We start from the raw sequence: 23,048 nt of genomic DNA, 5'->3' as shown, positions 1-23,048 counted from the left end.
GTACCCGTGGCGATCCGCGTCCTACTGGTGGACGACCAGCCGCTGCTGCGCACCGGTTTCCGGATGATTCTGGAGGCCGAGCAGGACATCGCGGTGGTCGGTGAGGCCGGTGACGGTCTCCAGGCGCTCGACCAGGTGCGGGCGCTGCAGCCCGATGTGGTGCTGATGGACATCCGTATGCCGCGGATGGACGGGGTGGAGGCCACCCGGCAGATCACCGGGCCGGGGCGGGACGGGCCGGCGAAGGTGCTGGTGCTGACGACGTTCGACCTGGACGAGTACGTGGTGGAGGCGCTGAAGGCGGGGGCGAGCGGTTTCCTGTTGAAGGACGCCCCGGCGACCGAGCTGGTGCAGGCCATCCGGGTGGTCGCGGCCGGGGAGGCCATGCTGGCGCCGAGCATCACGCGGCGGCTGCTCGACAAGTACGCGGACCATCTTCCGTCGGGCGAGGAGCCGGTGCCGGACACGCTGGGCACCTTGACGGAGCGTGAGGTGGAGGTGCTGAAGCTGGTGGCGCGGGGGTTGTCGAACGCGGAGATCGCGGCGGACCTGTTCGTGTCCGAGACGACCGTGAAGACCCATGTCGGCCATGTGCTGACGAAGCTGGGGTTGCGCGACCGGGTGCAGGCGGCGGTGTACGCGTACGAGAGCGGGCTGGTCCGGCCGGGCGCGCAGTGAGGCCGCCGCGGCAGCGGGCCCGCCGCGGCTGAGGCCACCACGGCACCGATGCACGTCGACCGCCCCGGGAGCGCCCGGGGCGGTCGTGTCGTTTCCGGCGGCCGGACCCGGCGGGGTGCGGACGAGCCCGCCGCGGTCCCTCGGGCGGGACCGGGCGGGCTCGGGGTGGGAGGGAGGGCGTCAGCCCTTCTTGATCTCCCAGAAGCGGAACACGGTCGACGCGTCGAGCGTCCACTCCAGTCCGGTGATGCTGTTGCGGGCGACGGCGTACTGCTTGGCCTGCCACAGCGGCAGGACCGGCAGGTCCTCGGCGACCAGGTCCTGGAGGGTGCCGAAGGCGTCCTGGGCGGAGGCGCGGTCGGCGGCCGCCGCGGTGTCCGGGATGATCTTGCCGCTGATCTTCTTGTTCTCGTAGTTGTTGCCGAGGACGTTGTCGGCACCGAAGAACGGCTGCGTGAAGTTGTCGGGGTCCGGGTAGTCGGGCACCCAGCCCTTCACGTACACGCCGTACTTGCCGGCCTGGATGTCCTTCTCGTACTGGTCGTACTCGACGGACTTGACGTCGGCCTCGAACAGGCCGCTGTCGTTCAGCTGCTTGGCGATGGCCTTGATCTGCTCGTCGGTGCCGGGGCCGTAGCGGTTGGGCGTGGACCAGAGGGTCAGCTTGACCTTGCCCTCGATGCCGTCCTCGCGCAGCGCCTTCTTCGCCTTCTCGGGCTGCGGCTTGTCGCCGTAGCGGTCGAAGAAGGCGGTGTTGTGGCCGAGGATGCCGGCCGGGACGACGGAGTACAGCGGGGTCGCGGTGGACTCGTAGACGTCCTGGACGAGCGCGTTGCGGTCGATGAGGAGCGCGACGGCCTTGCGGACGCCCAGCTTGCCGGCGACCGGGTCCTTCATGTTGAAGACCAGGTGCTGCACCTCGGCGCTGGAGCCCTCGATGACCGAGATGCCCTTCTGGCCGGCGGTCGGGGAGCCGTTCAGCTCCTTGATGTCCGTGGGCGCGAGGCCGCGGTAGGCGACATCGATGTCGCCGTTCTTCATGGCGTCGGCGAGGGCCTTGCGGTCGCCCTGGTAGAGCTTCAGCTTGATGCCGGTGTTCTTGACCTTCGCGGTGCCCTTGTAGTGCGGGTTGACCGAGAAGACTGCTTCCTGCTCGCTGAAGGACTCCAGCTGGTACGGGCCGGAACCGACGGCCTTGAGGTCGGTGCGCAGGGCGCCGGCCTCGTACTCGCGGTGGTCGACGATGGAGCCGGCACCCGAGGCGATCTTGCTCGGGAACGTGGCGTCGGGCACCTTGAGCCGGAAGACGACGGTCCTGTCGTCGGGCGTCTCGATCTTGTCGATGGTGGAGAGCAGCGGGCTCGGTCCGGACTCGTCGGCGATCTTCAGGGAGCGCTCGAAGGAGAACTTGACGTCCTCGGCGGTCAGCGGGTTGCCGTTGCTGAACTTGAGGCCGTCGCGCAGGGTGCAGCGGTAGACGGTGCTGGCGCCCTTGTCGAAGTCGCACCTCTCGGCGGCTTCCGGCTGGGGCAGCGTGGCGCCCTTGGGGAAGCTGAGCAGGGACTGGAAGACGTTGTTGAACAGCAGCCAGGAACCCGGGTCGTAGCCGGTCGCCGGGTCGGTGGCCAGGACCTGGTCGGACATGCCGACGACGACGGTGCCGGCGGCGTCGCCGTTCGCCCCGTCCTTGTCCGTGCCGCAGCCGCTGAGCAGGGCGGCGGCCAGCCCCGCGGCGAGCGGGGCCGTCAGCCACTTGTTGTGTGCCTTCACTGGAACCTTTGCCTCTGGATCTCTTCGTCGACCGGGCCCATGCACGGCCGGGTGTTGCAGGGGTCAGGCGGTGCCTCGGCCGAGCTCCCAGAGCTGCAGGTCCGAGGACGTGTTGAGCGCCCACTCGACGCCCGTGAGGGTGTCGCGGGAGGCCACGTACTGCTTGCCCTGCCACAGCGGGAGCACCGGGACGTCCTCGGCGACGATCCGCTGGAGCTTCTCGAAGGCCGGCGCCGCGGAGGTGCGGTCCGCCTCGCGGCGCGACGCCGGGATGAGCCGGGTGCGCGCCTCTTCGCTGACGTAGGGCGTGTTGAGGAAGTTGTCCGCGTCGAGGAACGGCGCGGTGAAGTTGTCCGGGTCCGGGAAGTCGGGGAACCAGCCCAGTCCGTAGACCGCGTACTCGCCGCGCTTCTGGGCGGGCCGGAAGGTGGACCACTCGCTGCCCTTGACCGTCACGTCGAACAGCCCGCTGGCATTGAGCTGGTCGCGCAGCGCGGCGAACTCCTTGGCGGTGGCGGAGCCGTAGTGGTCGGTCGTGTAGTGCAGGGTCAGCTTCACCGGGGTGTCGATGCCGGCGTCGTCGAGGATGGCCGCGGCCTTCTTGCGGCTGGGCTCGCCGTACTTGTCGAAGAAGGAGTTGGTGTGCGTGGCGATCGAGGACGGGATCAGCGAGTAGAGCGGGGTGGCGGTGGAGCCGTAGACATCGCCCGCGATCTTGCTGCGGTCGATGACGGAGGCCATGGCCTGGCGGACCGCCTTGTCCTTGACCGAGGGGTGCCGGGTGTTGAAGGCGAGGTAGCGGATCTCCAGGCCGGGCATCTCGGTGAGCTTGATGCCCTCCTTGGGCCGCGCGTGGAGCTCCCTGATCTGCTCGGGCTCCATGGTGCGGGTCATCAGGTCGATGTCGCCGGCGTCGAGGGCGCCCGCCATGGCGCCGGCGTCCGCGAACGAGCGCAGCTCGACCTGGTCGTTGCGGAGCTTCACGCCGCCCTTGTAGCGGCCGTTCTTGGTGAAGACGACGCTGGTGACATGGCCGTCGGAGACGTTGGCCTTCATCGTGTACGGGCCGGAGCCGTCGACCTGGAAGCCCTCGCGGAGCTTGTCTGCCTCGTACTTGTCGCTGCTGACGATGCCCGCGACGGGGGTGGCCAGCTTGTACGGGAAGGTGGCGTCGGGGGTCTTCAGATGGAAGACGATCTCCCGGTAGCCCTTGACCTCGATGGTGTCGATGTTCGAGAGGAGGCCGGCGGCGCCGTTGTCGGACTTGATGGCGAGGACGCGCTCGATGGAGAACTTCACGTCCTGGGCGGTCACGGGCGTGCCGTCGGAGAAGGTCAGTCCGTCGCGCAGGGTGCAGCGGTAGCTCTCGCTGACCCGGTCGGTGAACTGGCACTCCGAGGCGGCGTCGGGCACGGGGCGGCCGCCGCCGCGCGGGACGCGCACGAGGGTCTGGACGGTCTGGCGGAGCACGTTCCAGATGCCGGTGTCATAGGCGTAGGCCGGGTCGAAGGGTGCCGGGGCGTCCTCGGTGGCGGTGAACTGGTCGGTGGTGCCGACGACGATGGCGTTGCCTCCGGCGGCACCGCCCTGCTGGGTGCCGCACGCGGCGAGCAGGGGGGCCAGCAGGCCGACGACGGCCGGCAGCACCAAGGTCTTGCGGTTCATCTGGGACGTACTCCTGAATCCGGCACGGGGGTGTTGCGGTGTGCGGAGACGCGCCGCGGCCGCCCGGGGTGGAGGCGGACGATCGGGCCGGGATACGAACGATCGATCCTGTGCGCGGCTGCTTTGTGGCGGCCGGAACACGGGGAAAGGTGCGGCGAGTGCTCGGCGAAAAGATTAGTGGCAATCGCCACTAATGCCGGACCGCCCTTGACTTGAGAGGTCATCAGACAGTGATCACGCGCGGCGCTCGTGTGATCTCGGAGCGCGGGAGCGTTTCGTACAGGCGCAGATGAATCCGGACACAAAGACCGGGCCGAAGCCCCGTCAACCGGGCATGCGGGCCCTTGCGGGCATCCCGCCGACACCACGCTGGGTGAGCAAGGTCACGTTGTGCGCTTTTCCGTCGGGTCACGCGAAAGGCACGATTCGACGCCTGGTGTTTTCCCCGCATTCACCGGGATGCGCCGGGTGTGCGCTTCTTCGCCGCGCGTGATCGGGAAGTGGTCAGAGAGTGATCAGGGCACGCAGAAAACCAAGATCGACCTCTTCGAGGGAGCCGACGACGACCCTGCCGTCCGCGGGGGCGATGGGGGCGAGCGACGGTACGGCGACGACCCGGCAGCCCGCGGCCTCGGCGGCGGCGACTCCCGTGGGGGTGTCCTCGACGACGGCGCATCTGGCCGGGTCGGCGCCGACCCCGCGGGCCGCGAGAAGGTACGGGTCGGGGTGCGGCTTGGTACGGGGCACCTCGTCGCCCGCGACGGTGAGCGTGAACCGGTCGGGGCCGAGGGTGCGCAGGACCCGGTCGATGATGCGCCGGTGGGACGCGGACACCAGGGCGGTGGGGACCGCGTGGGCGGCCAGCTCGGCGAGGAGGCGGTCGGCGCCCGGCATGAGGGGCACGCCGTCGTCGATGCGCTCCACGAACCGGTCGTTGAGGAGCGTGGTCAGCTCGGGCAGGCCGATGTCGGCGCCCGTGGCCTCGATGAGGTAGCCGGCGCTGCGCGTCATGGGGCCGCCGACGACGATGTCGCGCCAGGACTCGTCCAGCTCGTGTCCGAGGTCGGCGAAGACCTCGACCTCCACGTCCCACCAGAACCCCTCGGTGTCGACGAGCGTGCCGTCCATGTCGAGGAAGACGGCCTGCAGAGCCGAGCCGTCGGCCGTTCGGGTCAAGGACGCGGGGACCGTGCTGGTCATCCGGCACACCTCCATGAGGGACGAGAAGGCCGGTCGCCCTCCCCCACGGAAACGTCCCGGTGGAGATGAGCGACCGGCCTGCACTGGACCGACCAGTGTACGTCGTGACGGGTCAGCGCGCGTTGAAGTACTTCGCCTCGGGGTGGTGGAGGACGATCGCGTCGGTCGACTGTTCGGGGTGGAGCTGGAACTCCTCGGACAGCACGACGCCGATGCGCTCCGGCTGGAGGAGGTCGGCGATCTTGGCCCGGTCCTCCAGGTCGGGGCAGGCTCCGTACCCGAGGGAGAAGCGGGCGCCGCGGTACTTCAGCGCGAACATGTCCTCGACGTGCTCGGGGTCCTCGCCGGCGAAGCCCAGCTCCGCGCGGACGCGGGCGTGCCAGTACTCGGCGAGCGCCTCGGCCAACTGGACGGACAGGCCGTGGAGTTCGAGGTAGTCGCGGTAGGCGTTGGCCTCGAAGAGCCGGGCCGTCTCCTCGCCGATGCGGGAGCCGACGGTGACGACCTGGAGTCCGACGACATCGGTCTCGCCGGACTCCTCGGGACGGAAGAAGTCGGCGAGGCACAGGCGGCGGCCACGGCGCTGGCGCGGGAAGGTGAAGCGGGTGCGCTCGTTGCCGCTCTCGTCGAGGATGATCAGGTCGTCGCCCTTGGACACGCAGGGGAAGTAGCCGTGGACGACGGCCGCCTCCAGCATGTTCTGCGTGTGCAGCTGGTCCAGCCAGCCGCGCAGCCGGGGCCGGCCCTCGGTCTCGACCAGTTCCTCGTACGAGGGGCCGTCGCCCGTCCGGTTCTGCTTGAGGCCCCACTGGCCCTTGAACAGGGCGCCCTCGTCGAGCCAGCTCGCGTACTCCTTGAGCTGGATGCCCTTGACGACCCGCGTACCCCAGAACGGCGGCTCGGGGACGGGGTTGTCGGTGGCGACGTCGGAGCGGACACCGCTCTCCGGCTCCCGGTCCTCCGTCACGACGGCGGAGCCGGTGGCCCGGACGCGGCGCTGCTTGAGTTCCGGCAGGGTGGCGCCGGGCACGCCGCGCTTGACGGCGACGAGCGCGTCCATGAGGCGCAGGCCCTCGAAGGCGTCCCGGGCGTAGCGGACTTCGCCCTGGTAGATCTCGTGGAGGTCCTGCTCGACGTAGGCGCGGGTGAGGGCGGCGCCGCCGAGGATGACCGGGTACTTGGCGGCCAGGTCGCGCTGGTTCAGCTCCTCCAGGTTCTCCTTCATGATGACGGTCGACTTGACGAGGAGTCCGGACATGCCGATGACGTCGGCGCGGTGCTCCTCGGCCGCCTCGACGATCGCGGAGACCGGCTGCTTGATGCCGAGGTTGACGACGTTGTAGCCGTTGTTGGAGAGGATGATGTCGACGAGGTTCTTGCCGATGTCGTGGACGTCGCCGCGGACGGTGGCGAGGACGATGGTGCCCTTGCCCTCGGCGTCCGACTTCTCCATGTGGGGTTCGAGGTGGGCGACCGCGCTCTTCATGACCTCGGCCGACTGGAGGACGAACGGCAGCTGCATCTGGCCGGAGCCGAACAGCTCGCCGACCACCTTCATGCCGTCGAGCAGCGTGTCGTTGACGATGTCGAGCGCCGGGCGGTCCCGCAGGGCCTCGTCGAGGTCGGCCTCCAGGCCGTTCTTCTCGCCGTCGATGATGCGGCGCTTGAGGCGCTCCTCCAGGGGGAGGGCGGCCAGCTCCTCGGCCTTGCCGGCCTTGAGGGACTTGGCGGTGGCGCCCTCGAACAGCTCCATGAGCCGCTGGAGCGGGTCGTAGCCCTCAGAGCGGCGGTCGTAGATCAGGTCGAGGGCGGTGGTGACCTGCTCCTCGTCGAAACGGGCGATCGGCAGGATCTTGGAGGCGTGCACGATCGCCGAGTCGAGGCCCGCCTTCACGCACTCGTCCAGGAAGACGGAGTTCAGCAGGATGCGCGCGGCCGGGTTGAGGCCGAAGGAGATGTTGGAGAGCCCCAGCGTGGTCTGCACGGCCGGGCGGCGGCGCTTCAGCTCGCGGATCGCCTCGATGGTGGCGATGCCGTCCTTGCGGGACTCCTCCTGACCGGTGCAGATGGTGAAGGTGAGGCAGTCGACGAGGATGTCCTCCTCGCGGATGCCCCAGTTGCCGGTCAGGTCGGCGATCAGCCGCTCGGCGATCTCCACCTTCTTCTCGGGCGTACGGGCCTGGCCCTCCTCGTCGATGGTGAGGGCGATCAGCGCGGCGCCGTGCTCCCGGGCGAGCGCGGTGACCTTCGCGAACCGGGACTCGGGGCCGTCGCCGTCCTCGTAGTTGACGGAGTTGATGACGGCACGGCCGCCCAGCTTCTCCAGGCCCGCGCGGATGACGTCGACCTCGGTGGAGTCCAGCACGATGGGCAGCGTGGAGGCCGTGGCGAAGCGGCCGGCCAGCTCGGACATGTCGGCGACGCCGTCGCGGCCGACGTAGTCGACGCACAGGTCGAGCATGTGGGCGCCCTCGCGGATCTGGTCGCGGGCCATCTCCACGCAGTCGTCCCAGCGGCCCTCCAGCATGGCCTCGCGGAACTTCTTGGAGCCGTTGGCGTTCGTCCGCTCGCCGATGGCGAGGTACGAGGTGTCCTGCCGGAACGGCACGGTCTGGTAGAGGGAGGCCGCGCCCGGCTCGGGGCGGGGCTCGCGGGGCGCGGGGGCGAGGTCGCGGACCCGCTCGACGACCTGGCGCAGGTGCTCGGGGGTCGTACCGCAGCAGCCGCCGACGAGGGAGAGCCCGTACTCGCGGACGAAGGTCTCCTGGGCGTCGGCCAGCTCGGGGGCGGTCAGCGGGTAGTGGGCGCCGTCCTTGCCGAGGACGGGCAGGCCGGCGTTCGGCATGCAGGACAGCGGGATACGGGAGTGCCGGGACAGGTGGCGCAGGTGCTCGCTCATCTCGGCGGGGCCGGTGGCGCAGTTCAGGCCGATCATGTCGATGCCGAGGGGCTCCAGCGCGGTGAGCGCGGCGCCGATCTCGGAGCCGAGGAGCATGGTGCCGGTGGTCTCGACGGTGACGGAGACGATGAGCGGGACGTCGTATCCGGCGGTGTCCATGGCCCGGCGGGCGGCGATGACGGCCGCCTTCGTCTGGAGGAGGTCCTGCGTGGTCTCCACCAGGAGGGCGTCGGCGCCGCCGGCGAGCAGGCCCTCGGCGTTCTGCTGGTAGGCGTCGCGGATGGCGGGGTACGTGGTGTGGCCGAGGGTGGGCAGCTTGGTGCCGGGGCCCATGGAGCCCAGGACCCAGCGCTGGCTGCCGGTGGAGGCGGTGAACGCGTCGGCGGCCTCGCGGGCGATACGGGCGCCGGCCTCGGACAGCTCGGTGATCCGCTCGGCGACGTCGTACTCGCCGAGGGCGGAGAGGTTGGCGCCGAAGGTGTTCGTCTCGACGCAGTCGACACCCGCGGCGAAGTACGCCTCGTGGACGGAGCGGACGATGTCGGGGCGGGTGACGTTGAGGATCTCGTTGCAGCCCTCGAGGTTCTGGAAGTCCTCCAGCGTCGGGTCCTGCGCCTGGAGCATCGTGCCCATGGCTCCGTCAGCCACGACCACACGGGTGGCGAGGGCTTCGCGGAGGGCGGCTGCTCGGGCGGCGCTGTCGGCGGACGCGGCGGAAGGGGTCGGCAACGAGGCCATGGAGGTGCTCCCTGGGGTGCGACGGCTGTCGGCTTTGCGCCCCCGGGCAGAGGGCGCACGCGGCCAGCGTAACCGTCCGGGCCCCGGGGCGGACATGTTGTCCCACGTGGCGGACGGCATGCTGTGCGGGGGCGGAGTCCGGCCACGTTCGTCGTTGTGGGTTTCCGGATGTGGCCGGAGGTCGGCAACGACCGATAGTGTTCAGCATTGTCGAACCGTGGAGAGAAGGAGCTGGCCGGGGATGGCGAAGAACATCCAGTCGCTTGAACGGGCGGCGGCGATGCTGCGGCTGCTCGCGGGTGGAGAGCGCCGGCTGGGTCTCTCCGACATCGCGTCGTCCCTGGGGCTGGCCAAGGGCACGGCACACGGCATACTCCGCACGCTCCAGGCCGAGGGCTTCGTCGAGCAGGACGTGGCGTCCGGGCGCTACCAGCTGGGCGCGGAGCTGCTGCGGCTCGGCAACAGCTACCTCGACGTGCACGAGCTGCGGGCCAGGGCGCTGGTCTGGACGGACGACCTGGCCAGGTCCAGCGGCGAGAGCGTGCACCTCGGCGTGCTGCACCAGCACGGGGTGCTGGTGATCCACCACGTGTTCCGGCCCGACGACAGCCGCCAGGTGCTGGAGGTCGGGGCGATGCAGCCGCTGCACTCCACCGCGCTGGGCAAGGTCCTCTCCGCGTACGACCCGGTGGCGCACAGCGAGGCGGTGGAGGTGGAGCGCAAGGCGTACACCGCGCGCACCGTCACGGCGCTGGACGACTTCGAGGAGCTGCTGGACCTCACGCGGGCGCGCGGCTGGGCCGCGGACGTGGAGGAGACCTGGGAGGGCGTGGCGTCCGTGGCGGCGCCCATCCACGACCGGCGGCGGATGCCGGTGGGGGCCGTCGCCATCACCGGTGCGGTGGAGCGCGTCTGTGACGGCGGTGAGCTGCGGTCCGAGCTGATCGCGGCGGTGCGGGAGTGCGCGCGGGCGGTGTCGCGGGACCTGGGCGCCGGGCGCTTCTGAGCGGCGCCCGGGCGGGGCCCGTCCGCGAGCCCCGCCGGCCCCCTCGGTAACGATCGGGTCTACGGGGCCTGAACCCTTGACGGCGAATTGAACCGGGGACAAAACTGCCGTCCATCGGTCGGCATTGTCGAACACCTACCGGAATGACGCGCTAGAGTGTGGCAACGCCAGGAGGCCGGCAACGCCCTCACCCCGAGGGCGCGGACCACCGGAGGGACCCGTTGGTTCGCCTTTCCCTGGACGAAGGACAAAGGAGTCGCGGGTGTCCAGCTCCGACATCTTCATCGGCGAGATCATTGGTACCGCCGTACTCATCCTCCTCGGCGGAGGCGTCGTCGCCGCCGTCGTGCTCAAGCGCTCCAAGGCGCAGAACGCCGGCTGGGTGGCCATCACCTTCGGGTGGGGCTTCGCGGTCATGACCGCCGTGTACATGACTGGTTCCCTCTCCGGCGCCCATCTGAACCCCGCCGTGACGGTCGGCATCGCCCTCAACAACGGCGAATGGAAGAACGTCCCGGTCTACATCGCGGGCCAGATGCTCGGCGCCATGATCGGTGCCTTCCTGGTGTGGGTCGCGTACTACGGCCAGTTCCAGGCACATCTCCGTGACCCGGAGATCACCTCCAAGCCCGTCGCCGGCGCGATCGAGGGCCCCGGCCCCGTCCTCGGCATCTTCTCCACCGGCCCCGAGATCCGGAACGTCTGGCAGAACCTGGCGACCGAGATCATCGGCACCCTCGTGCTGGTCCTGGCCGTGCTCACCCAGGGCCTCAACAACGACGGCAAGGGACTGAACGTCCTCGGCGGTCTGATCGTCGCCTTCGTCGTCGTGGGTATCGGCCTGTCGCTCGGTGGCCCGACCGGTTACGCCATCAACCCGGCGCGCGACCTCGGTCCCCGCATCGTGCACGCCCTGCTCCCGCTGCCCAACAAGGGCGGCTCCGACTGGGGGTACGCCTGGATCCCCGTCGTCGGTCCGCTGATCGGCTCCGCCGCCGCCGCGGGTATCTACTCCCTCGCGTTCGCCTGAGCCCAGCCGACCGATCCCTTCACCGACCTCGAGGAGCACACCCCCTATGACCGCCACCACCTCGCACGGCACCGGCCCCTTCATCGCGGCCATCGACCAGGGCACCACGTCCAGCCGCTGCATCGTCTTCGACCGCGACGGGCGCATCGTCTCCGTCGACCAGAAGGAGCACGAGCAGATCTTCCCGAAGCCCGGCTGGGTCGAGCACAACGCCACCGAGATCTGGGCGAACGTCCAGGAAGTCGTCGCCGGCGCCATCGAGAAGGCCGGCATCACCGCCGCCGACGTCAAGGCCATCGGCATCACCAACCAGCGCGAGACGACGCTGCTGTGGGACAAGAACACCGGTGAGCCGGTCCACAACGCCATCGTCTGGCAGGACACCCGCACCGACGCCCTGTGCAAGGAGCTGGGCCGCAACGTCGGCCAGGACCGCTTCCGCCGCGAGACCGGCCTCCCGCTGGCCTCCTACTTCGCCGGCCCGAAGGTCCGCTGGCTGCTCGACAACGTCGAGGGCCTGCGCGAGCGCGCCGAGCGCGGCGACATCCTCTTCGGCACCATGGACTCCTGGGTCATCTGGAACCTGACCGGCGGCGTCGACGGCGGCCGGCACGTCACCGACGTCACCAACGCGTCCCGCACCATGCTGATGAACCTCCACACCATGGAGTGGGACGACAAGATCCTCCAGTCGATGGAGGTCCCCGCCGCGGTCCTCCCGGAGATCCGCTCCTCGGCCGAGGTGTACGGCCACGTCAAGGGCGGCGTCCTCGACGGCATCCCCGTCGCGTCCGCGCTCGGCGACCAGCAGGCGGCCCTGTTCGGCCAGACCTGCTTCGCGGAGGGCGAGGCCAAGTCCACCTACGGCACCGGAACGTTCATGCTGATGAACACCGGCGACAAGGTCATCAACTCCTACAGCGGCCTGCTCACCACGGTCGGCTACCAGATCGGCGAGAACAAGCCGGTCTACGCCCTGGAGGGCTCCATCGCCGTCACCGGCTCGCTCGTCCAGTGGATGCGCGACCAGATGGGCCTGATCAGCACCGCGGCCGAGATCGAGACGCTGGCCCTGTCCGTCGAGGACAACGGCGGCGCCTACTTCGTGCCCGCGTTCTCCGGCCTGTTCGCCCCGTACTGGCGCTCCGACGCCCGCGGTGTCATCGCCGGTCTGACCCGCTACGTCACGAAGGCGCACATCGCCCGCGCCGTCCTCGAGGCCACCGCCTGGCAGACCCGTGAGATCACCGACGCCATGACCAAGGACTCCGGCGTCGAGCTGACCGCCCTGAAGGTCGACGGCGGCATGACCTCCAACAACCTGCTGATGCAGACGCTCTCGGACGTCCTGGACGCACCGGTCGTGCGCCCGATGGTCGCCGAGACGACCTGCCTCGGCGCGGCCTACGCCGCCGGCCTGGCCGTCGGCTTCTGGCCCGACACCGACGCGCTGCGGGCCAACTGGCGCCGCGCCGCCGAATGGACCCCCCGCATGGACGCGGACATCCGCGACCGCGAGTACAAGAACTGGCTCAAGGCCGTCGAGCGGACCATGGGCTGGATCGAGGACGAGGAGTAATCGACATGACCACCCTGCAGAGCGTCCCCGCCCTCGGGACGCACCCGGCTGCCGGTTCGCTGCCGAGCCGCGCCGAGACCCGGGAGCAGCTCTCCAAGGCGACCTACGACCTCCTGGTGATCGGCGGCGGCATCCTCGGCATCTCCACCGCCTGGCACGCCGCGCAGTCCGGGCTGCGGGTGGCCCTGGTGGACGCCGGCGACTTCGCCGGCGCCACCTCCTCCGCCTCCTCCAAGCTGCTCCACGGCGGTCTGCGCTACCTGCAGACCGGCGCGGTGAAGCTGGTCGCGGAGAACCACTTCGAGCGCCGTGCGGTCTCCCGCCAGGTCGCCCCGCACCTGGCCAACCCGCTCACCTTCTACCTGCCGGTGTACAAGGGCGGGCCGCACGGCGCCGCGAAGCTCGGCGCGGGCGTCTTCGCGTACTCGGCGCTCTCCGCGTTCGGCGACGGCGTCGGCCACCTGCTCAGCCCGTCGAAGGCCGCGCAGGACGTGCCGGAGCTGCGTACGGACAACCTCAAGGCCGTGGCCGTGTACGGCGACGACCAGATGAACGACGCGCGCATGGCCCTCATGACGGTCCGCGCCGCGGTCGAGGCGGGCGCGACCGTCCTCAACCACGCCGAGGTCACCGGTCTGCGCTTCACCCGGGGCCGCGTCACCGGCGCCGACCTGAGGGACCGGCTCGACGGCACCGAGTTCGGCGTGGACGCCCGGCTGGTGCTCAACGCCACCGGCCCCTGGGTGGACCACCTGCGCCGGATGGAGGATCCGAACGCGGCACCGTCCATCCGCCTCTCCAAGGGCGCGCACCTCGTCCTGAAGCGGACCTCCCCGTGGAAGGCCGCCCTCGCCACCCCGATCGACAAGTACCGCATCACGTTCGCCCTGCCCTGGGAGGACATGCTGCTGCTCGGTACGACCGACGAGGAGTACGAGGGCGACCCGGGCGAGGTCGCGGTGAACGAGAAGGACATCGCCCAGATCCTGGACGAGGCCGCCTTCTCCATCCGCGACCAGCAGCTCGAGCGCGACCTGATCACCTACGCGTTCGCCGGTCTGCGGGTCCTGCCCGGCGGTCCGGGCGACACCTCCAAGGCCAAGCGCGAGACCGTCGTCACCGAGGGCCGCGGCGGCATGCTGTCGGTCGCCGGCGGCAAGTGGACGACGTTCCGCCACATCGGCCGTACGGTGATGAACAAGCTGGCCGCGCTCCCCGGCGGGCCTCTCGCCGACGACATGGAGCCCATCTCCAGCCTGCCGAAGAAGCTTCCGCTTCCCGGCATAGCCAACCCCAACGCGGTGGCGCACCGGCTGCTCGTCGACGGCGGCACGCCCGGCCCGCGCATGGCCGCCGACACGGCCCGCCACCTGGCGACGCACTACGGCTCGCTGTCCTTCGACATCGCGCGCCTGGCGTACGAGAACCCGGAGCTGGGCGAGCGGATCCACCCGGACGCGCCGGAGATCTGGGCGCAGGTCGTCTACGCCCGGGACCACGAGTGGGCCGAGACGGCGGACGACGTGCTGCGCCGCCGTACGACCCTGACGATCCGCGGCCTCGCGACGGACGAGGTCCGCGGCAAGGTCGAGGCGATGCTGGCCGACAGGGCCTGACCCGCGGCAAGGGGTCATGAGGGCGGCTCCTTCGGGGGCCGCCCTCTTGTACGCTCACACATCGGATGTCTGAGAGGCAGTGGGGGACGCCATGGCAGTGACGGACGAGGCGATCGAGAAGATCAAGGAGATGATCGTCTCGGGTGCGCTGCGGCCCGGCGACCGGCTCCCCAAGGAGAGCGAACTCGCCGCCGAGCTGGGGCTCTCCCGCAATTCGCTGCGCGAGGCGGTCCGCGCCCTGTCGCTGATCCGCATCCTGGACGTCCGCCAGGGCGACGGTACGTACGTGACGAGCCTGGACCCGCAGCTGCTGCTGGAGGCGCTGAGCTTCGTCGTGGACTTCCACCGGGACGACACCGTGCTGGAGTTCCTGGCCGTGCGGCGCATCCTGGAACCGGCGGCGACCGCGCTGGCCGCGCCGCGGATCGGCGAGGCCGAGCTGGACGCGCTGGAGGCGGCCCTGGACGCGCTGGGCCCGGAGCCGGCCGTGGAGGAACTGGTCGCCGCGGACCTGGAGTTCCACCGCGTGATCGTGGGGGCGTCCGGCAACGCGGTGCTGTGCTCGCTGCTGGACGGGCTGTCCGGGCCGACGACCCGGGCCCGGGTGTGGCGCGGGCTCACGCAGGAGGACGCGGTCGCGCGGACGCTGCACGAGCACCGGGCGATCCTGGCGGCGCTGCGGGACCGCGACGCGGAGGCGGCCCGGTCATGGGCGACGGTGCACATCGCGAGCGTGGAGCAGTGGCTCCGCTCGGTGCTCTGACCCGGCGCCGCTCTACGTCGCCGGACGCAGCCGCAGCCCCTGCATCCCGCCGTCGACGGCGAGCGCGGTACCGGTGACGGCCGCGGCGGCGGGGCTCGCCAGGTAGGCGACGGCCGCGGCGACCTCGGCGGCGGACACCAGACGCCCCATGGGCTGGCGGGCCTCCAGGGCGGCCCGCTCGGCGACCGGATCGTCGGCGCGGTCGAGGAGCCGGCCCACCCACGGGGTGTCGGCGGTGCCGGGGTTCACACAGTTGACCCGGATGCCCTCCCGGACGTGGTCGGCGGCCATGGCGAGGGTCAGCGAGAGCACGGCGCCCTTGGACGCCGAGTACAGGGCCCGCCGGGGCAGTCCGGCCGTGGCGGCGATCGAGCAGGTGTGGGTGACGGACACCGCGCCGGGGCGGTCGGCCGCGGCCCGCCGCAGATGCGGCAGGGCGTGCCGGGCGGTGCGGACCATGCCCAGCACGTTGACGTCCAGGACGCGCCGCCACTCGTCGTCGCCGTTGTCCTCGACGGTGCCGACGGCGCCGATGCCCGCGTTGCTCACGACCGTGTGCAGGGCGCCGAACTCGCCCACGGCGGCGGCCACCGCGTCCCGTACGTCCGCGTCGGAGGTGACGTCGGCGGCCAGGGCCAGGGTGCCGTCGGGGGCGCCGCGGGTGTCCAGGTCGAGGACGGCGACCCGGGCGCCGCGCCGGAGCAGTTCGGCGGCGACGGCGGCGCCGATGCCGGAGGCTCCGCCGGTGACGAGCGCGTTCAGCCCCGCGAGGTCACGCACGGCCGGTCTCCTTCCTCCGCTGCCACACCGGTCCGTCCGGGTAGCGGTGGGCGGCGATCGACTCGGGGCGCATCCGGGCGGAGAACCCGGGCGCGGTGGGTGCGGCGTAGCGGCCGTCGCGGACGACGACCGGGTCGGTGAAGTGCTCGTGGAGGTGGTCGACGTACTCGATGACCCTCTCGTCCAGGCTGCCGGACACGGCGACGTAGTCGAACATCGCGAGGTGCTGGACGAGTTCGCACAGTCCCACTCCCCCGGCGTGCGGACAGACGGGGACGCCGTACTTCGCGGCGAGGAGCAGGATGGCGACGTTCTCGTTGACCCCGGCGACGCGGGCGGCGTCGATCTGGACGTAGTCGACGGCGCCGGCCTGGAGGAGCTGCTTGAACAGGACGCGGTTGGCGCCGTGTTCGCCGGTGGCGACCCTGACGGGCTGGCCGGCGCGGATGGCGGCGTGGCCCAGGACGTCGTCGGGGCTGGTGGGTTCCTCGATCCAGTGCGGGTCGTAGGGGGCGAGCGCGGCCAGGGCGTGCAGCGCCTCGGGCACGTCCCAGCGCTGGTTGGCGTCGAGGGCGATGCGCACGGAGGGCCCGACGGCCGCGCGGGCGAGCGCGAGCCGCCGTACGTCGTCGTCGAGGTCGGCGCCCACCTTCAGTTTGATCTGGCCGAATCCGTCGGCGACGGCCTGCTCGGCGAGCCGGACGAGCCGGGCGTCGTCGTAGCCCAGCCAGCCGGGCGAGGTGGTGTAGGCGGGGTAGCCCTCGGCGCGCAGCCGGGCGGTGCGTTCGGCGCGGCCGGGTTCGGCGGCGCGGAGGAGCGCCAGGGCCTCGTCGGGCGTGAGGGCGTCGGTCAGATGGCGGAAGTCGACGAGCGAGACGATCTCCTCGGGCGTCATCCGGGCCAGGAACTCCCATACGGGCAGGCCCGCGGTGGTGGCGGCGAGGTCCCAGGCGGCGTTGATCACGGCGCCGGCGGCCATGTGGGCCACGCCCTTCTCGGGGCCGAGCCAGCGCAGCTGGGAGTCATGGGTGAGGTTCCGGTACAGCGCGGCCAGGTCGGCGGCCGTACGCGGGGCGGGACGGCCCGTGACGTAGGGGCGCAGCGCCTCGATGGCGGCGGCGGTGACGTCGTTACCACGGCCGATGGTGAAGGCGAAGCCATGGCCCTCGGTTCCGTCGCCGGTGCGCAGGACGACGTACGCGGCGGAGTAGTCGGGGTCCGGATGCATGGCGTCCGAGCCGTCGAGCTGGTCGGAGGTGGGGAAGCGGATGTCGTGGACCTCGAACGCGGTGACGATCGGACTCATACCTGCCTCTTGGCCGCCGGAAGCGGCCCTTGGCCGCGCGAGGACATCGGACCTCTGGTCGGACATCCGATGTATAGCGGCCCGAGCGGGTCCGAGTCCAGGGGCACACCCATGTTCCGCAGCCATGGCGACCCCATAGCTCGGATGAATCGACCGGTGTTCCGGCGAGGCACGATGGGTAGTCGTGGGAGGCCGAGACAGCACCCGGACGTGTACGGGGGCTGCGGGCAACGGCGCCGAACGCCGTAAGGTTGGTCCGTACGCACGGAACTTCGGAAGGAGGCCTGGGTGATCGAGCTCGAGGGGGTTCCCGAGCTGATCGACCCGGTCATGGTGGCCGCGTTCGAGGGCTGGAACGACGCCGGCGACGCCGCCTCCACCGCGGTCGCGCACCTGGAACGGGAGTGGAAGGGCGAGGTGTTCGCGGCGCTCGACGCCGAGGACTACTACGACTTCCAGGTCAACCGGCCCACGGTGTGGCTGGACGGCGGGGTACGGAGGATCACCTGGCCCACCACCCGGCTCTCCGTGGTGCGGGTCGGCGGCGAGAAGCCGCGGGACCTGGTCCTGGTCCGCGGGATCGAACCGTCCATGCGCTGGCGCTCGTTCTGCAACGAGATCCTGGGCTTCGCCCATGAGCTGGGCGTGGAGATGGTGGTCATCCTGGGGGCGCTGCTGGGCGACACCCCGCACACGCGGCCGGTGCCGGTCAGCGGCGTGACGTCCGACCCCGACCTGGCCCGCACGATGGACCTGGAGGAGACCCGGTACGAGGGCCCGACGGGCATCGTCGGCATCCTCCAGGAGGCGTGCACGCACGCCGGGGTACCGGCGGTGAGCCTGTGGGCGGCGGTGCCGCACTACGTGTCGCAGCCGCCCAACCCCAAGGCGACGCTGGCGCTGCTCAACCGCCTCGAGGACCTGATCGACCTGCGCATCCCGCTGGGCGAACTGGCCGAGGACGCGCGGGCCTGGCAGGTGGGCGTCGACCAACTCGCCTCCGAGGACAGCGAGGTGGCGGAGTACGTGCAGACGCTGGAGGAGGCGCGGGACACCGCGGAGCTGCCGGAGGCGTCGGGCGAGGCCATCGCCCGGGAGTTCGAGCGCTATCTGCGCCGCAGGGACGGCGGGCCCGGCACGCTGCCCGGGACGACCGGTCACGCCACGGAGAGCGGCGACACGTCGTACCTGCGGGACACATCCAGCGGGCGGACCCGCCCGCCGAAGCCCCCGAAGGCGACCGGCGGGGACGAGGAGGACGGCACCCAAGGCGCCCAGGGCCCTCAGGGCCCCCAGGGCACCGACGGCGGCACGAGCGGCCCCGGTGGCCCCGGCGGGCCCGGCGGCTCGGACGACCCCGAGGACATCGGGGACTGACGGACAGTGAGGCGGCGGGGCGGCACCGCGGTGACGGTGCCGCCCCGCCGTGTGCTCGGCCCCGTCGTGCGCTCACACCTGGTCGACGGCGACCACGTCGTACTCGGTCCGCGGGGTCGGCTCCACGTCGAAGCGCGCGTTGGGCAGATAGACGCGGTCGCCCCAGGCCGCGGCCGTCGTCGGGACGCGGAACCGCGGGTCGGTGATCCGGGCGATCGGCGTCCCGCGCGTGCCCGAGGCGTCGAGCCGCACCACGTCCACCTGGTTGACGGCCTGCTGGACGACGTACAGGTTCCGGCCCAGCAGGAGCAGCCCGTCGCCGTGCGGGATCCTCAGGTCGCCGGTCGGCACCCTGCGGGCGACGCCGGTGTCCGGGTCGACCCGCATCAACGAGCCCCCGTCCACCACGGTGTTGACCACGAACAGCGCCCTCCCGTCGGGCGTCCGCTCGATGCCATTGGCGGTGAAGTCGGCGCCCTGCTCCCAGTCCCCGGTGAGCGGCACGGTCGCCACCGTGTCGCCGGGCGTGCCGCGCCGGTCCAGGGGCAGCCGGTAGAGCTGTGCGTTGTAGGAGTCCGTGAACCAGGCGGCGCCGGGCATGAGGACGACGTCGTTGACCATCGTGTCGTCCGACCCGACCGTGTACGTCCTGAGCGGTCCCCCGGAGCGGACGTCGGCGATCCGGATCTCCCGGCTCCAGCCGCCGCAGAGGAACAGCAGCCGCTCCCGACGGTCGATCTTCAGCCCGATCACGGGGTGGTCGGCGCCGCCGCCCGGCACGACGACGCGCCCCCGGCCGGTCGCCAGGGCCACGCGGTGGACGTCGCCGTTGGCGATGGACCCGAAGTAGGCGTACGGGCGGGCGCCGATGGTGATGCCCTCGGGGCGGAAGCCGTCCGGCAGCGGGAACCGGGTGGGCCAGTGGCCGGGACGGGCGGAGGTGGTGCCGGGCGCGGCGGCCCGCGCCGGGCCGGCGAGCGGGGCGAGGACGGCCGCGCCGCCGAGGGCGGCGGCCGCGCCCAGGAGTCTTCTGCGTGCGAAGGAACGTGACATGAGGCTCCTTTCGAACGGTCGATTGAGCGACCGCCCACACCTCATCACACGCCGGGTCGGCGACACAGGAGGTGGCGGGGACTCCGGATGTCCCCGCCACGCGTCCCGTGGCTTCCCTGTGCGGTTACAACGCCACGCCCATCAGCGCGTCGACGGCGCGGGAGACGACGCCGGGCGCGCCCTCGTCCGCACCGCCTTCGGTGCGCTGGAGTTCGACCCAGCGGTCGACGGCCGCCAGCGCCCTGGGCGTGTCGAGATCGTCGGCGAGCGCGTCGCGGATCTCCTCGACCAGCGCGTCGGCCGAGGGGCCGTCGGGCCGGGACACGGCGGCGCGCCAGCGGCCGAGCCGCTCGACGGCCTCGTCGAGCACGTCGTCGGTCCACTCCCAGTCCGCCCGGTAGTGGTGCGCGAGGAGGGTGAGGCGGATCGCCACCGGGTCGACGCCCGCGCGGCGCAGCGCGGAGACGAAGACCAGGTTGCCCTTGGACTTGGACATCTTCTCGCCGTGCAGGGCGACCATCCCGGCGTGCACGTACGCCTTGGCGAAGGGGTGCTCGCCGGTGAGGGCCTGCGCGTGCGAGGCGCCCATCTCGTGGTGCGGGAAGATCAGGTCGGAGCCGCCGCCCTGGACGTCGAAGCCCATGCCGAGGTGGTCCAGCGCGATGGCCACGCACTCGATGTGCCAGCCGGGCCGGCCGGGGCCGAGCGAGGCGCCGTCCCAGCTGGGCTCGCCCTCACGGGCGGCCATCCACAGCATCGGGTCGAGCGGGTTCTTCTTGCCGGGGCGGTCGGGGTCGCCGCCGCGCTCGGCGGACAGGGCCCGCATGAGCTCGGCGTCGTAGTGGGAGACCTCGCCGAAGTGCCGGTCGGACTCGACGGAGAAGTAGATGTCGCCTTCGAGTTCGTAGGCGGCGCCCGCGTCGCGGAGCCGTTCGATGAGGGGCACGATGCCGGGTATCGCCTCGACGGCACCGATGTAGTGCTGCGGCGGCAGCATCCGCAGGGCCGTCATGTCCTCGCGGAACAGCGCGGTCTCGCGCTCGGCGAGGCTCGTCCAGTCGAGGCCGTCGCGCGCGGCCCGCTCCAGGAGCGGATCGTCGACGTCGGTCACGTTCTGCACGTAGTGGACCTGCCGCTTGGTGTCGAGCCACACGCGCTGAACGAGGTCGAACGCGTTGTAGGTCGCCGCGTGACCGATGTGGGTCGCGTCGTACGGCGTGATGCCGCAGACGTAGATACGGGCGACGGGGCCGGGGTCGAGGGTCACTCGTCCACCGGTCGCGGTGTCGTGGATCCGGAGGTCGCGGCCCTTGCCGGGCAGGGCGGGGACCTCAGAAGCGGGCCAGGCATGCATGTGTCGAGCGTAACCGGACGGGTGTTCCGGATACGAACCGGATCGTGGAATGGCCGGTTCGGCCCTCTTGCGGCCCGCCCGCCGGTGTGCTGCTGTCCGCTCCCCGCTACACCGGCGGCCAGGGGATGGCCGGCCACCGGCCCGACGGCTCCGGGTGGCGGCCCGAGGTGCGCAGGGCGGCCACCCGGGCGCGCAGCGCGGCCAGCTCCGCAGGGGTGATCAGCTCCGCCAGCCGGGTGGCCAGCGCGGCGCCCTCGGCCAGGTCGGCCTCCAGCCGCGCCAGCACGTCCAGGGCCTCCGTGGGCAGCGGCCGGCCGGCCCACCCCCACAGCAGGGTGCGCAGCTTGTCGTCCACGTGGAACGTGACGCCGTGGTCGATGGCGTACAGCCGGCCGTCCACGGCGGGGAGCAGGTGCCCGCCCTTGCGGTCGGCGTTGTTGATCACCGCGTCGAGGACGGCGAGCCTGCGCAGCCGTACGTCGTCGGCGTGGACGAGCAGCGCCGTGCGGTCCTCGTCGACCTGGGCGAGCCCGACGGGCTTCCAGCCGTCGCCGGGCTCGTCGTCGTCGACCAGGGCCAGGAGGGACACGGAGGGGTCGTCCTCGATCCACAGCTGGACCATGCCGGGGCCGTACGGGCCGTCCCGGAGCACGGTCGGCGGGACCAGGCCCCACCCGGTCGCCTCGGACACCGCGTACGCCGCGGCCTCGCGCTGGGCGAGCGTCCCGTCGGGGAAGTCCCACAGGGGGCGCTCCCCGGCGACGGGCTTGTACACGCACTCGGCCTCTTCGCCCTCGTGCGCCACGGTGCAGAACAGCACCGCGTTGGACGCCTCACGGACGCGGCCGCGCACCGTCAGCTCGCCCTCGGCGAGCAGATCGAGCGACGTCAGGCTCCGCGGCGGTATCCGTTCTGGCGCGGACATACGTGTCCCTCCGGGTCGAGCGGCAGGCTGCACAGCGGGCACGGCGGGCGTCCGGCGTTGACCACGTCGAGGGCGCGCTTGGCGAACGCCCGGGCCTGTGCACCGGTCAGCCGGACGCGCAGCATCGGCGGGCCGTTCTCCTCGTCCTGGAGCAGCCGCTCCTCGGCCTCGGCGAGGTCCTCCTCGGACTCGACGTCGAGTTCGACGAGCGCCTGCGCCTCCACGATCATGCGCTGCTCCTCGCCGTCCCAGGCGAGGGCCATCGTGCCGACACGGAACTCCTCGTCGATGGGGACGTCGAGGGGCGCGGTGTCGGCGATGTCGGCGGGGGCCACGGCCGGCACCGGGGCGTTGCCGCCGGTGCGCCGGACCACCTCGTCGAGCAGTTCGTCCATGCGCTCGGCGAGCGCGGCCACCTGGGTCTTCTCCAGGGCGACACTGGTGACCCGGCCGCCGGCGGACGCCTGCAGGAAGAACGTACGGCGCCCAGGCAGCCCGACCGTACCGGCCACGAAGCGCTCCGGCGGGTCATACAGGAACACCTGACGGGACACGTTCCCTCTCCCTCGGTTCTGATGACGGCGGCGCATCCACCCTACTCTGCGGAGCGATCACGGTGCGCCCGCGCCGCCGCCCACCTGGGCCGCTCCGCCGCCGTTGCCCTCGCGGGGCGTCAGGCCGGCGAAGTCGCCGGTGTCGCCGAGGCGTACGAGGAACGGCCGCGCGCGGGTGTAGCGGATCGCGGTGATCGAGCAGGGGTCGACGTGCACGCGCTGGAACAGGTCGAGGTGCAGGCCGAGCGCGTCCGCCACGATCGCCTTGATGATGTCGCCGTGCGAGCACATGACGTACACGGCGTCCTCGCCGTGCTGCTGCTCCACGCGCGCGTTCCAGTCCCGCACCGCGTCGACCGCGCGGGCCTGCATGGCACGCATCGACTCGCCGCCGGGGAAGGCGGCGGCCGACGCGTGCTGCTGGACGACCTCCATGAGCGGCTCGTCGACGAGTTCGGCGAGTTTGCGGCCCGACCAGTCGCCGTAGTCGCACTCGTTGATCCGCTCCTCGGTGTGCAGGGCCAGGCCGGGCCGGGCGTCCAGGAGCGGGCGGAGCGTGTCGCGGCAGCGCTCCAGGGGGCTGCTGACGGCCAGGGTGAGCGGGATGCCGGCCAGCCGTGCGGGCAGCGCGGCGGCCTGCGCCGCGCCGCGTTCGTCGAGGGTGACGCCGGGCGTGCGGCCGGCGAGCACGCCCGCGGTGTTGGCGGAGGAACGTCCGTGCCGTACGAGGATCAACGTCGCCATGACGGCCAGCG

General features: G+C 71.6%; 18 protein-coding genes. 7 read left to right on the top strand and 11 right to left on the bottom strand.

The annotated features are described in order from the left end of the window. The first annotated feature begins 6 nt into the window (after positions 1 to 6). Positions 7 to 678 (top strand): response regulator, encoded by a 672-nt coding sequence (locus ABEB09_RS27200; protein WP_345692551.1) that lies wholly within the window; start codon positions 7 to 9, stop codon positions 676 to 678. Between the two features lie 180 nt (positions 679 to 858). On the opposite strand, the gene ABEB09_RS27195 is transcribed toward ABEB09_RS27200, so the two are convergent. From ABEB09_RS27195 to metH, 4 genes are all read right to left on the bottom strand, one after another. Continuing rightward, the gene (locus tag ABEB09_RS27195; RefSeq protein ID WP_345692550.1) at positions 859 to 2,448 is read right to left on the bottom strand and encodes an ABC transporter substrate-binding protein; all 1,590 of its coding nucleotides are present in this window, start codon (positions 2,446 to 2,448) and stop codon (positions 859 to 861) included. A gap of 63 nt (positions 2,449 to 2,511) precedes the next feature. Next, positions 2,512 to 4,113, bottom strand: coding sequence for an ABC transporter substrate-binding protein (locus ABEB09_RS27190; protein WP_345692549.1), 1,602 nt, complete (start codon positions 4,111 to 4,113; stop codon positions 2,512 to 2,514). 504 nt (positions 4,114 to 4,617) lie between these two features. Further along, on the bottom strand, positions 4,618 to 5,313 hold the full coding sequence (locus tag ABEB09_RS27185) for an HAD family hydrolase (protein ID WP_345692548.1): 696 nt from the start codon (positions 5,311 to 5,313) through the stop codon (positions 4,618 to 4,620). 112 nt (positions 5,314 to 5,425) lie between these two features. Beyond that, positions 5,426 to 8,950: a methionine synthase gene (gene metH / locus ABEB09_RS27180; protein ID WP_345692547.1), complete on the bottom strand. Its 3,525-nt coding sequence runs from the start codon at positions 8,948 to 8,950 to the stop codon at positions 5,426 to 5,428. 241 nt (positions 8,951 to 9,191) lie between these two features. On the opposite strand from metH, the gene ABEB09_RS27175 reads away from it, so the two are divergent. The 5 genes from ABEB09_RS27175 to ABEB09_RS27155 all read left to right on the top strand — a co-directional run bounded on the left by ABEB09_RS27175 (position 9,192) and on the right by ABEB09_RS27155 (position 14,944). Further along, entirely contained in the window at positions 9,192 to 9,956 is a 765-nt protein-coding gene (locus ABEB09_RS27175) for an IclR family transcriptional regulator (RefSeq protein ID WP_345692546.1), read from the top strand. Positions 9,957 to 10,218: 262 nt separating this feature from the next. Next, positions 10,219 to 10,986, top strand: coding sequence for an MIP/aquaporin family protein (locus ABEB09_RS27170; protein WP_345692545.1), 768 nt, complete (start codon positions 10,219 to 10,221; stop codon positions 10,984 to 10,986). Positions 10,987 to 11,032: 46 nt separating this feature from the next. After that, entirely contained in the window at positions 11,033 to 12,565 is a 1,533-nt protein-coding gene (glpK, locus tag ABEB09_RS27165) for a glycerol kinase GlpK (RefSeq protein ID WP_345692544.1), read from the top strand. A 5-nt stretch (positions 12,566 to 12,570) separates the two neighbouring features. Further along, positions 12,571 to 14,181 (top strand): glycerol-3-phosphate dehydrogenase/oxidase, encoded by a 1,611-nt coding sequence (locus ABEB09_RS27160; protein WP_345692543.1) that lies wholly within the window; start codon positions 12,571 to 12,573, stop codon positions 14,179 to 14,181. A 91-nt stretch (positions 14,182 to 14,272) separates the two neighbouring features. Beyond that, positions 14,273 to 14,944 carry a FadR/GntR family transcriptional regulator gene (locus ABEB09_RS27155; RefSeq protein ID WP_345692542.1) on the top strand — a complete coding sequence of 224 codons (672 nt, stop codon included), beginning with the start codon at positions 14,273 to 14,275 and terminating at the stop codon, positions 14,942 to 14,944. Between the two features lie 12 nt (positions 14,945 to 14,956). Here the strand turns inward: ABEB09_RS27155 and ABEB09_RS27150 are convergent, their stop codons facing one another. Both ABEB09_RS27150 and ABEB09_RS27145 read right to left on the bottom strand, forming a co-directional pair. Then, positions 14,957 to 15,724, bottom strand: a complete 768-nt coding sequence (locus ABEB09_RS27150; protein WP_345692541.1) for an SDR family NAD(P)-dependent oxidoreductase — start codon at positions 15,722 to 15,724, stop codon at positions 14,957 to 14,959. Continuing rightward, positions 15,717 to 17,030 carry an enolase C-terminal domain-like protein gene (locus tag ABEB09_RS27145; RefSeq protein WP_345692540.1) on the bottom strand — a complete coding sequence of 438 codons (1,314 nt, stop codon included), beginning with the start codon at positions 17,028 to 17,030 and terminating at the stop codon, positions 15,717 to 15,719. The genes ABEB09_RS27150 and ABEB09_RS27145 overlap by 8 nt, the downstream gene beginning before the upstream one ends. Before the next feature lie 288 nt (positions 17,031 to 17,318). Here ABEB09_RS27145 and ABEB09_RS27140 point away from each other — a divergent pair, with 288 nt between their 5' ends. Continuing rightward, positions 17,319 to 18,407, top strand: a complete 1,089-nt coding sequence (locus ABEB09_RS27140) for a PAC2 family protein (RefSeq protein WP_345692539.1) — start codon at positions 17,319 to 17,321, stop codon at positions 18,405 to 18,407. 72 nt (positions 18,408 to 18,479) lie between these two features. On the opposite strand, the gene ABEB09_RS27135 is transcribed toward ABEB09_RS27140, so the two are convergent. The 5 genes from ABEB09_RS27135 to ABEB09_RS27115 all read right to left on the bottom strand — a co-directional run bounded on the left by ABEB09_RS27135 (position 18,480) and on the right by ABEB09_RS27115 (position 23,037). Further along, positions 18,480 to 19,460 (bottom strand): SMP-30/gluconolactonase/LRE family protein, encoded by a 981-nt coding sequence (locus tag ABEB09_RS27135; protein WP_345692538.1) that lies wholly within the window; start codon positions 19,458 to 19,460, stop codon positions 18,480 to 18,482. A 124-nt stretch (positions 19,461 to 19,584) separates the two neighbouring features. Further along, on the bottom strand, positions 19,585 to 20,814 hold the full coding sequence (gene mshC / locus ABEB09_RS27130) for a cysteine--1-D-myo-inosityl 2-amino-2-deoxy-alpha-D-glucopyranoside ligase (RefSeq protein WP_345692537.1): 1,230 nt from the start codon (positions 20,812 to 20,814) through the stop codon (positions 19,585 to 19,587). A gap of 106 nt (positions 20,815 to 20,920) precedes the next feature. Then, the gene (locus ABEB09_RS27125) at positions 20,921 to 21,739 is read right to left on the bottom strand and encodes an SCO1664 family protein (protein WP_345692536.1); all 819 of its coding nucleotides are present in this window, start codon (positions 21,737 to 21,739) and stop codon (positions 20,921 to 20,923) included. After that, positions 21,703 to 22,293 (bottom strand): DUF3090 domain-containing protein, encoded by a 591-nt coding sequence (locus ABEB09_RS27120; RefSeq protein WP_345692535.1) that lies wholly within the window; start codon positions 22,291 to 22,293, stop codon positions 21,703 to 21,705. The genes ABEB09_RS27125 and ABEB09_RS27120 overlap by 37 nt, the downstream gene beginning before the upstream one ends. Before the next feature lie 57 nt (positions 22,294 to 22,350). After that, positions 22,351 to 23,037, bottom strand: coding sequence for a histidine phosphatase family protein (locus tag ABEB09_RS27115; protein ID WP_345692534.1), 687 nt, complete (start codon positions 23,035 to 23,037; stop codon positions 22,351 to 22,353). Between the last annotated feature and the right edge of the window lie 11 nt (positions 23,038 to 23,048).

Origin of the sequence: Streptomyces coeruleoprunus (assembly GCF_039542925.1) — a bacterium.
GTDB lineage: Bacteria > Actinomycetota > Actinomycetes > Streptomycetales > Streptomycetaceae > Streptomyces > Streptomyces coeruleoprunus.
Note: the sequence above shows the minus strand (reverse complement) of the source record. Positions and strands in the feature narration are given on the sequence as shown.